The sequence below is a fragment of the Microcoleus sp. MON1_C1 genome (genome assembly GCF_036701945.1).
In the GTDB taxonomy this organism is placed as follows: domain Bacteria; phylum Cyanobacteriota; class Cyanobacteriia; order Cyanobacteriales; family Microcoleaceae; genus Microcoleus.
Genome location: NZ_JAUBRO010000062.1, coordinates 24,277 through 34,466 on the forward strand (window position 1 = coordinate 24,277; position 10,190 = coordinate 34,466).

8 protein-coding genes and 1 pseudogene are annotated in these 10,190 nt (G+C 45.6%); 3 read left to right on the plus strand and 6 right to left on the minus strand.

Annotated elements, in window-relative coordinates:
- Positions 1–235 precede the first annotated feature (235 nt).
- Together QUA62_RS25455 and QUA62_RS25460 are read right to left on the minus strand one after the other, a co-directional pair.
- Positions 236–970 (minus strand): response regulator transcription factor, encoded by a 735-nt coding sequence (locus QUA62_RS25455; protein WP_333407539.1) that lies wholly within the window; start codon positions 968–970, stop codon positions 236–238.
- 63 nt (positions 971–1,033) lie between these two features.
- Entirely contained in the window at positions 1,034–2,626 is a 1,593-nt protein-coding gene (locus QUA62_RS25460) for a glucose-6-phosphate isomerase (RefSeq protein ID WP_333407540.1), read from the minus strand.
- Positions 2,627–3,089: 463 nt separating this feature from the next.
- Here QUA62_RS25460 and dusB point away from each other — a divergent pair, with 463 nt between their 5' ends.
- From dusB to QUA62_RS25475, 3 genes are all read left to right on the plus strand, one after another.
- The gene (gene dusB, locus QUA62_RS25465; RefSeq protein ID WP_333169518.1) at positions 3,090–4,100 is read left to right on the plus strand and encodes a tRNA dihydrouridine synthase DusB; all 1,011 of its coding nucleotides are present in this window, start codon (positions 3,090–3,092) and stop codon (positions 4,098–4,100) included.
- A gap of 99 nt (positions 4,101–4,199) precedes the next feature.
- Positions 4,200–5,120, plus strand: a complete 921-nt coding sequence (gene argF, locus QUA62_RS25470; protein ID WP_333407541.1) for an ornithine carbamoyltransferase — start codon at positions 4,200–4,202, stop codon at positions 5,118–5,120.
- Between the two features lie 160 nt (positions 5,121–5,280).
- Positions 5,281–5,931: an NAD(P)H-dependent oxidoreductase gene (locus QUA62_RS25475; RefSeq protein ID WP_333407542.1), complete on the plus strand. Its 651-nt coding sequence runs from the start codon at positions 5,281–5,283 to the stop codon at positions 5,929–5,931.
- Positions 5,932–6,159: 228 nt separating this feature from the next.
- Here the strand turns inward: QUA62_RS25475 and QUA62_RS25480 are convergent, their stop codons facing one another.
- The 4 genes and pseudogenes from QUA62_RS25480 to QUA62_RS25495 all read right to left on the minus strand — a co-directional run.
- Positions 6,160–7,773, minus strand: a complete 1,614-nt coding sequence (locus QUA62_RS25480; RefSeq protein WP_333407543.1) for a family 10 glycosylhydrolase — start codon at positions 7,771–7,773, stop codon at positions 6,160–6,162.
- A gap of 92 nt (positions 7,774–7,865) precedes the next feature.
- A pseudogene (locus QUA62_RS25485) lies at positions 7,866–8,006 on the minus strand (alpha-E domain-containing protein); the annotation flags it as partial.
- 4 nt (positions 8,007–8,010) lie between these two features.
- Positions 8,011–8,793: a hypothetical protein gene (locus QUA62_RS25490; RefSeq protein ID WP_333407544.1), complete on the minus strand. Its 783-nt coding sequence runs from the start codon at positions 8,791–8,793 to the stop codon at positions 8,011–8,013.
- A partial coding sequence (locus tag QUA62_RS25495) for a ParA family protein (protein WP_333407545.1) occupies positions 8,786–10,190 on the minus strand: 1,405 nt, incomplete at its 5' end. The genes QUA62_RS25490 and QUA62_RS25495, both read right to left, overlap by 8 nt.

A 10,190-nucleotide genomic window follows, 5' to 3' on the forward strand; every position in this document is an offset into this window, starting at 1 on the left:
TAGAACTCGGATGAGGCTGAAACCGCTGGTAGGGAAATCGTTATAGTTGTCTCCACCCTGTAAAACGCTGTAATACTTGCTGATTCCCATTGATGTCATGGCAATACAGAAAATTATGGAAGCTGCTAATGCTGCAGCATATAGAATTTTCTGATTTTTTAAGTAATTGTTGACCATGATGTTATTTATTCAGCGTGGTAAGTGCAGGTAATTTTCTTGCCCAGAGCGTTGACGCTTATCTGACTAAATGGTGTTCCATCGCAAAGCGAACGAGTTCTGCTCGGTTGTTGCTGTCAGTTTTTCTGAACAAGCTGCTGACGTGCTTTTCGACAGTTCGAGGGCTGAGGTGGAGTCGGGAGCCTATTTGAATATTAGAAAGACCTTCTGTCAGCAAATCTAGCACTTCTCGCTCTCGCTGGGTCAAACTCGGGGCATTTTGGCTTGGAGATGCCCGTGAAGCGGAGCTATCCCGTAGGGAATCGCCTGTGTTTGACTTTTGAGTTAAAAAATCTTCTTCTGGCTTGTCATTGGCTCTGCTGCGTGCCTCTGTTGGCGTCGGTTCTGGTTCCGGGGAACGAGAGGGTGCCTGAGCGATTAGAGCGTAGCGATCGAGCAAAGAGCGAATAACCGCCCCCAATTCTTGGAGTTCAAAAGGCTTAGCCAGATAATTGTCGCACCCCATCTGATAGCCGCGAATCCGTTCCTGCGTGCTCGTGCGTTCCGTCAAAAAAATCACCGGCAGCAAGCGGAAAGCGGGACGAGTCCGAACTCGCCGCACGAATTCGTAGCCATCCATCTCGGGCATTGTAATGTCGGTAACAATCAAGTGGGGCTGAAATTCATCTACCAAACCTAAAGCTTCTTTACCGTTCTCAGCAGCGATTACAGAGTATCCGGTAATTTCTAGATAATCGGTAATTGACAAGCGAGTCGCGAAATCGTCGTCAGCAACCAGAATAGTTAATGGCATGGGGGAATTAAAAATTAAACATTAAAAGTGACTAATTTCACTTTTAATGTTTAATTCTACTGTTTAATTCTCTTGATAACTTGCAGTTAAAGTAGCCGGTTGTCCTAATTTACCCTCCAAAGCTACGCCGCGCCCGTTGGCTGCCAAATGCCGCAGAGTTTTGTAAATTGTCTCGATTTGCTCTGGTCTTCCTGCTTTTTTGGCTAGTTCTTCTAGAGACAGAGGTGCTTGAGCGTCTTTGAGCACTTGCAGTACCCGCTGCTGCAAGTCCAATACAGCAGCGGCAGCTTTTTTGCCTGCTTCGACGCCCGGCTGGTGATAGGCATTGACATTCACCAAGGAACCGTAAAAACCTACGGCTCTTTCGTAGAGGGCGATTAATGCTCCTACTGTCCGAGGGTTGACTTCGGGAATTGTGACAGTAATGGAATCTCGGTGATTTTCGTACAAAGCTTGTCGAGTTCCCTGCAACAAACCGGACAAATAATCTCCGGAAGTCACGCCGGTTTCTACTTCTGGGGAAATGCCTTGCCTGTCTTGCAAAACTTCGATAAATGTTAGGAAGAAATTCGCCACGCCGTCTCGCAGTTGCTGCACGTAAGCGTGTTGGTCGGTGGTGCCTTTGTTGCCGTAAACTGCGATACCTTGATGAACTGTATTGCCGTCTAAATCTTCCTGTTTGCCCAGAGATTCCATGACTAATTGCTGCAAGTAGCGGCTGAACAATAGCAGTGAATCTTTGTAAGGCAAAACTACCATATCTTTTTCGCCACGTCCGTTGCAAGCAAAATACCAGGACATTGCTAACAAGGCAGCGGGATTATGTGTGATTTCGGTGGTTCTAGTAGCTTCGTCCATGACTTTAGCGCCGTCGAGCATCGCCCGAATGTCGATGCCTTGCAAAGCTGCGGGCAAAAGTCCAACTGCTGACAATTCGGAAGTGCGTCCTCCCACCCAGTCGGCCATCGGGAAGCTGCCAATCCAGCCTTCGGATTTGGCTAATTTGTCTAGTTTGCTGTCTGTTCCAGTGATGGCAACTGCCTGTTTGGCGAAGTCGAGTTTTTGGGCGGCGAAGGCTTTTTGAACTTCAATCATGCCGTTGCGGGGTTCGGGGGTGCCGCCGGATTTGGAGATAGTAATTACTAGGGTGCTGACGAGTTTGTCTTTGATTTTGTTGAGGATTCGATCGATCCCAGCCGGATCTGTGTTGTCGATAAAATGTATTGCTAGGGGCGGAATGTCTGGGGATAAAGCTTCGGAAACAAATTGGGGGCCGAGGGCGGAACCGCCGATGCCGATCGAAATTATGTCGGTAAATTGCGGAGCAAAGGGCGGTTTAATATCGCGGTTTTGAACTTTTTTGACAAATTCTTCGACTTGTGCTATGCCTTCGACTATTTCTTGTTTTAATTCTGGAGTGGGAGCTAAATCGGGGTTTCGCAGCCAGTAGTGGCCCACCATCCGGTTTTCGTCGGGATTGGCGATCGCACCTGCTTCCAAAGCTGCCATATCTTTGAAAGCTTTGTCAAATTTGGGCTTCAGTGCTGCTGCGAAAGCGTCGTCGAATCCCATGCGGCTGATATCGAGGTAAAGTCCCAATCCCTCGTGATAGTAAAGCCAGTCTTGATAGCGTTGCCAGAGTGCTGCGGCGTCCATAGGAATTCTCTACAATTTTTTTAATGTTCGATCGGCGTCGTCAGGAATCCACCAATTGTAGTTTAAAACGATCTGATGTACGGCTTTTGCAGAATCCCAATAAATTTAACCATTAGTCCTCTGAAGATAGCCGAAGCCGAAGGCAGGCAGAGCATTCGGCAAAATTAAACAATAAAAATATGACTTGGGCAACACTCTTAGTAGGTAGATCCCTCATTAATGGTCACACCCCATAGATAGATCGAAGCCGCACACAGATTTAACTGTGGTCGGCGTTGGCGTTTGGGCCCTGGTTTCACAATCTTCAAATTCGGGCGATCGGGATGTGTAAAATAGGCATTGCGGTCAGGTTAAATATACTTTTAGCTGTCACTCAATAATCGGCTAAAAATATAATTAACAACTGTCAACTATCTGAAGTGTAGTATAATATACAGATATTATAATTAAAGTGCGATCGACTATGCTTGCTCTATCTCCAGAATTAAAAGAAAGGTTAGCAACTCCGCTCAAAATCGGCGATTTTGAAGTTAAAAGCCGCGTCCTGCAATCGCCCTTATCCGGCGTTACCGATTTGGTATTTCGCCGCCTAGTGCGCCGCTACGCGCCGGATTCGATGATGTACACGGAAATGGTGAACGCTACGGGTTTGCACTACGTGAAGCAACTGCCGAGAATTATGGAAGTTGACCCGAACGAGCGCCCGATTAGTATTCAATTGTTTGACTGCCGGCCGGATTTCTTGGCAGAAGCAGCCCAGAAAGCAGTGGCAGAAGGAGCGGATACTGTTGATATTAATATGGGCTGTCCGGTTAACAAAATTACTAAAAACGGCGGCGGTTCTTCTCTGCTGCGAGACCCGGCAACGGCCGAGGCAATTGTGCGGGCTGTTGTGGAAGCGGTAGATGTTCCTGTCACCGTTAAAACTAGGATTGGTTGGACTGACAAAGAAATTAATATTTTGGAATTTGCGAAGCGGATGGAAGATGCGGGAGCAAAAATGATTACCGTGCACGGCCGCACTCGATCGCAAGGTTACACGGGGCCGGCAAAATGGGAGTGGATTCGCCGAGTGAAAGAAGTTTTGTCAATTCCAGTTATTGCTAACGGGGATATTTTTTCAGTGGAAGCAGCGATGCGATGTCTGGAAGAAACCGGCGCTGATGGAGTGATGTGTTCGCGGGGAACGTTGGGCTATCCTTTTTTGGTGGGAGAAGTGGATTATTTCTTGAAAACTGGTGTGGAAAAGATAGCTCCGACACCAATTGAACGCCTCGAATGTGCTAAGGAACATTTGCGGGCTTTGTGGGAATATAAAGGTGAAAGCGGTGTCTCCCAAGCGCGCAAGCACTTAACCTGGTATGCTAAGGGTTTCCCCGGCGCTGGGGAATTGCGGGGCGTGTTGGCTGTGGTAGAAACGGTTGAACAAGGTTGCGATTCGATCGATCGCGCGATCGAGCAATTGCCCGCATAAACCTTACCCGCAGATGTCAACTAGGGATTACAGAAACAAAACCCACCTCTGCGGGCTAAGATTTAAGACACAGTTAAAAATTTGTGTGTGGGGGAAAGCATGGACTCATTAAAAGGGCGAGATTTATTAAGTCTGGCAGATTTAAGCATAGATGAATTAAATTATTTGCTGGATCTAGCAGCCAGTTTAAAATCCGGAATGGTCAAGCTGAAACGCAATAAAGTTCTCGGCTTGTTATTTTCCAAAGCTTCAACGCGAACGCGGGTAAGTTTTACGGTAGCAATGTATAAATTGGGAGGGCAAGTGATTGACCTGAATCCCAACGTTACACAAGTCAGCCGCGGTGAACCTTTGGTAGATACAGCCAGGGTTTTAGACAGATATTTAGACATTTTGGCGATTCGGACGTTCGAGCAAAAGGACTTAGCAACTTTTGCTAACTATGCCAAAATTCCTGTGATTAATGCACTGACCGATGACGAACACCCATGCCAAGTGCTGGCGGATTTAATGACAGTGAAAGAGTGTTTTGGCAAGTTGGAAGGGGTGACTTTGACTTATTTGGGCGATGGCAATAATATGGCAAATTCGCTGATGTTGGGCTGTGCAATGACGGGAATGAATGTAAGAATTGCTTGCCCTCAAGATTTCCAGCCCAATGCTGAGATAGTGGAAAAAGCTAAGAATATTGCTAATGGAAAAACAGAAGTTACTGTGACGGCGGACGCAGAAGCTGCTGTGAAGAATGCTCAAGTTATTTATACTGATGTTTGGGCGAGTATGGGACAGGAAGAGGAAGCAAAAATCAGGATTCCTTTGTTTAAGCCATATCAGGTAAATGAACAATTGCTGAAGTTAGCAGATAAGAATGCAATTGTATTGCACTGTTTGCCCGCACACCGAGATGAAGAGATTACGGATGACGTGATTGAGGGCAGTCAATCGCGCGTTTGGGAGCAGGCAGAAAATCGGATGCACGCTCAGCAAGCTTTGCTGGCAAGCATTCTGGAAAGCGATTAAGAATTAGCTAAAAATTAGTCTTTCGGGGGCTCAAATCGACCTGCTCGCTACTTTTTGCAGACCGCTTCCGTTATCATTTCAGTTGAACCAGGATTATTTGCAACCAGCCTGTAATTATCCGTTTCAACCATGATTAACTGCAATCTCTTAAGTAAAAGAAATGAATCACATCACTACGACAGACTTACTCGAAAATCTCAAATGGCGATATGCCACCAAACAGTTCGATCCAGCCAAAACAATTGCTCCAGAAATCTGGACAGCTTTAGAAGATGCGTTAGTGTTAACACCATCTTCTTATGGGCTTCAACCTTGGAAATTTCTGATTATTACCAGCTCGGAACTTAAAGAACAGCTCAAGCCCCTCTCCTGGAATCAGTCACAGGTTACTGATTGCTCTCATTATGTCGTGTTCGCGATTAAAAAGAATCTCACTGCCGAGGATGTCGATCGCTTTATGGCGCGCACTGTCGAGCTGCGGGGCGGGACCCTAGAGGCAATGGCAGGATATCGGAATCTAATCGTCAGTGACTTGGTGGATGGTGCCCGCAGTTTTAATATCAATCAATGGTCAACGCGCCAAACTTATATTGCACTGGGCAACTTTATGACCTGTGCTGCATTGCTTGGTGTTGACACCTGTCCAATGGAAGGAATTGAACCTGTCAATTACGATCGCCTGTTGGGTCTTTCTGCAAAAGGCTTTACTACCGTCGTAGCTTGTGCGGCTGGCTATCGCTCTGAAGCAGATAAGTATGCTTCACTCGCAAAAGTAAGATTCCCTAAGTCAGAAATCTTAGAAACTTTATAGAACCCATTTGGTATCTTCTTGAGCGAACTATATGGTTTTGAGGGGATCGTTTTACCAGAGGATTTAATACCAGAGTCAGGACTTTAAGCTAACAGGAATCAAACCAGATACAACCTAGATACCTCAAAGGCTTGTGAGACAACAAAAAGATCCTAAATGGGTTCTATAAACCCGGGATACGCTGTAAGTCGATCGCAATAGCGCACCTCGGCGCACCCTAAAAAGATATTAAGAGGCTCCGAAATTCACTTTTGTGACTTCGCCGGCGACAACATTAACTGTTTGTTGAATTTGACTGCTATCAACTTTCAACTGATAAGTTCCCGGAGAAAGCTCGATCGCCCCAAACCATCCTTTACCATCGGCGCGCAGTTGGCGCACCTTGGCAGCAGCATCGATCGACTGCAATGTCAAGCTCGCACCGTCGCAAGTTTGAGCGCACCGCTGCAAATTTCCGGCGATCGCACCTGTAGTCGGCTGCGACTTCCAAGGCATATCGGGAACCGCTGCGGTTGTCGCCCACACAGGCTGAGTTTCATAGGTTTTGCCCGTCGCAGCGTCAACGTATTGACTCGGCTGCGACAGCGCGGTGTAAAACAAATCGTTGCTTTGGGGAACGTATTTCCAAGGCTGGCGGGGCAAATCACCGCTGCCGCCCGATCGCAGTTCCACATTCGTGTACACGTTGCTGCTAGCGTAGGAATAGAGCACCGTACCTGCGACGTGATTTCCTTTCGCAGACGGCTGTTCGGCGCGACGAATCTGGCCTAGAGTGTCTTCGATGTAGTTGAGGTAATTGCCGGGGCCGATCGCAATTTGGCGGTTGTACTGGTGGTCTTTGGCGTACTCGATCCAGTTGTCATAAGCGAGTTTTTGCGATCGTTTGTACTCGCGCTGGTAAGTCATCGGCATCGCCATGTCTACGATCCCTTCTTCCAGCCAAGCGCGCCAATCTTGCAATACTTCTTTGTAAGGCTGCGTTTGATACCAAGCTGCATCGTTTGTTGGGCCGTCTCCCCAGGCGATCGTGGCGGCGGTAATTTTAACGCGCGGTTTAATCGCAAGGCTTTCTACATAAAGCTTCCGCACTAAATTTGTCACCTGATCGCGCCGCCACTGCATCCACGCGGGATCGGTGGGTGCGGGTTTGCCCGATCGACCTGTTTGCTGATTGAAACGGGCGATCGCAGTTGGATTGTAGCCCCAAGTCGGCCCGCCGTAGCGCACATAATCCAACTGTACGCCGTCCACATCGTAGCGCTTGAGCAAGTCCAAATAGACGGAAACAGTATAATCTACGGCGTCTGGATGACCGGGATCGAGATAGCCTTGGGCTTCCCCACCGTAAGTCAGCATCGCCCAATTGTCGTTTCCTGGGGCCGAAGGCCCGTGTTGTTGCCAAACGTGACCGGCGGGAAGTTTGGTGCCCGAAACCACCGGCAGCGTCACCATCCAAGCGTGTACTTCAATTCCTGCGGCGTGGGCTTTGTCAATCAAATCTTGCAGTGGATCGAAACCCGCAGGAACGTTGGGATCGAGGGTGCGGGGTTCGATGGCGCTCGTGTAAAAGGCATCGCCACGGCGGCGGACTTGGGCGACGATGGCGTTGGCATTTGCCCGCTGCGCGTCTGCGATCAATTTTGTGACTTCTTGAGGGGTTTTGAAGCCGGGATTGAAGGCGTCCACCCAGAAGGCGCGAAATTCGGCGGTTTGGGTTTGCGGAGGCATAGTTGCGTTAGCGCGGGATGGGAAGTTTGAGAACCAACCAGGAGCCAGCAGAAAACTAATTGTTAAGCCGATCAGGAACAAGCTTGACAAAAAGAATGTTTTGGTATTTCGCATGAGAAGTGTGTGAGAGAGCGTTTAACAGTCCTTTACGGACTTTTGGTTTGAGCGTCCGCTTGACATTTTCGCACAATGGTACATTAAGTGGGCAGATCGGTAAATAGTTGAGTAATACCGCTGGGAGAGTCGAGAATGAGATTAAAATTGACCTCGGCAAAATGGGCGATATTTTCCGATCTTTCAATATAGCGGTTGAGCCAGTAAATTGAATCCGCTACACCACTTAACATAGTTTTACAGGCTAAATAGGGTTTTAATGATTTTCATTTTGGCTGTATCAATGCCGCATTCAAGTTTGGAAATTGGACTGAGGGTTTTCCACTTGCCTTTATTCGCGGTGAAGATAGCATCGGCTGTTTTTTCGGCATCTATATTTTCAAAGCCGCCTATTTTATTAGTGTATAAGTAATTGAGACGATCGAAAATTTCATCTCTAGATGCACGTTTCACGCTGACTGCTTCAGGCGGTGGCGGTGGTGGCGGGGGTGGCGATAGAGTAAATACTTGAGCAATACAACCTAATCTCGCCTTATTCAAATTACATTTTAGCTTAGTCAAAGGGAGAAAATCTGACCATTGCTCCCGGTTAGATTCTACAATTTGATTGGCCGTTTCAACTGGTTTTACATTGTTCCAATTATGCTCTTTAACTAAGTATTTAAGTACAGCTATAATAGTATCTTTTGATGCTGTACTCAGATTGACTGTGGGATTTGCTTCTCGCGCTAGAATCTTCGCTTGTTCAATATTTGATGGTTTTGGGTCAATGACAATACACCAGACTGAATCTAATTTGGCTTGTTGAGCTACAGCATAGACAAAGTGATTGCTCACAACTTGATACTGATAGTCGCCTGTTTCTTTAACGATAATCGGAATCCAATTGCGATTACCTGCTTGCAATACGGCTTCGGCGGCTCCGGCAATGATAAACTCTGACTCAGAGCATGGTTCTGCGGACTCAATTTTAGATAACTTCAAGTCCATTAACTTACCGATGTTCTCAGAATTACTCATACAAAAAATACTCCTTCGCTAATTTTAAGTAATATTCAGCGGCTTTTTTGTGTTGAAAAACCGCTGGTTTTCGAGAAAAAGCTGCAGTTGAAACAACTTCATATTCGGGAACACTGAATATAGTTGTGTCAATCACCGTTTTTGTAGATTTAGGCCAATAATAGGGTAACAAATTAGTATCGAAAATATAATTATCTCCTTTCTTAAGTGTAAGAATTGCTTTAATTTCTGCATTGGCTCTTTTGATTGAAGCCTCTGTTTCTTTATGTCTATTGAAAAATATCGGCAAGGCAATAGGGCCACCGTCCTGCCTAAGCTTCTTAACTTCAGGTAAGAATTCTTTAATAACTTTAGCAGCATTTTTTAAGGATGAAAAGTTATTGTGTTCTGTTGGCATGAGGATTACATCGGAAGCTATCACAGAGCTTTTACTAAAAAAAGTCCAGTTCGTAGGTGCATCAATTAAGATGTAATCATAATTACAAACAAAAATATCCAGCAAATCTCGCAGCCTTGCTGAACCTTTATCAATTTTTGATTCATAAGTATGAGCCATGAACTTCGATAATCCTGAATCAGATGGGATGACATCAAATACCTTAACTAATTGACCTGCTTTATTCTTCAGATTAAATGCTTGAATAGTTTCTTTAACATTAAATGCTCCATCAACCAGGCAATCAGATAGTTTGACTTTTCCCTCCTGTAAGCCTAATGAATCTGTTAAATCTCCTTGTTGTGGATCGAAGTCAACAACAAGCACTTTTTTATGCTCTTGTCGAAGAATCGCAGCCAAGTTGATTGTCGTTGTAGTTTTCCCCACACCTCCCTTATCATTATAGATGCAAATTCTTAAAGCTTTGGGTGGGTTTTCCAGCAAGTTTTTAATTTGAGTAATAATTTTAATATTATCTTTGGTTATCCTCATGCAGTCAGTAGCAGGCAATACGATTTTACCATGTTTACGGAATAGCTGGATATCTGTTGAGTTAGTTATAATACCCCATTGAGATGTTTGGCACTTAGGAGCAAGAAGATAACCTGTTATCTGTTCTTTAGCTTTTTTGTACGCGGGAGTACCTTCTGCTAAGTTAATGATGGCATTTCCTGATACTCTCCCTTTAACTTCAATGATTAAGTCTGGCTTAATCTTAGCCACTGAAAATTTATCATCATCGTGATTCTTGCGTGCAGCAAAATCCGCAGGCCCCTTCCCTGTTTTAAACTGTTGTACCCACTCATCAGATGTGAATCCAAGTGCATTTAGAAGGCGTTTGACAAATCGATCTTCGACTTCTGGCTCTTCTGCATTCTGTGAAATATAGCAATTCCATTTGAGATGTAAATATAAATTTCTATGGTAAAATAGGAAAGTTTGATAATAAATGAAAGGAAAG

Bases quoted from the DNA above. Each gene is read 5' to 3' on its own strand.
- QUA62_RS25480 (WP_333407543.1), bottom strand. From the start codon at position 7,773: ATGCGAAATACCAAAACATTCTTTTTGTCAAGCTTGTTCCTGATCGGC.
- QUA62_RS25490 (WP_333407544.1), bottom strand. From the start codon at position 8,793: ATGAGTAATTCTGAGAACATCGGTAAGTTAATGGACTTGAAGTTATCT.
- QUA62_RS25475 (WP_333407542.1), top strand. From the start codon at position 5,281: ATGAATCACATCACTACGACAGACTTACTCGAAAATCTCAAATGGCGA.
- argF (WP_333407541.1), top strand. From the start codon at position 4,200: ATGGACTCATTAAAAGGGCGAGATTTATTAAGTCTGGCAGATTTAAGC.
- dusB (WP_333169518.1), top strand. From the start codon at position 3,090: ATGCTTGCTCTATCTCCAGAATTAAAAGAAAGGTTAGCAACTCCGCTC.
- QUA62_RS25460 (WP_333407540.1), bottom strand. From the start codon at position 2,626: ATGGACGCCGCAGCACTCTGGCAACGCTATCAAGACTGGCTTTACTAT.
- QUA62_RS25455 (WP_333407539.1), bottom strand. From the start codon at position 970: ATGCCATTAACTATTCTGGTTGCTGACGACGATTTCGCGACTCGCTTG.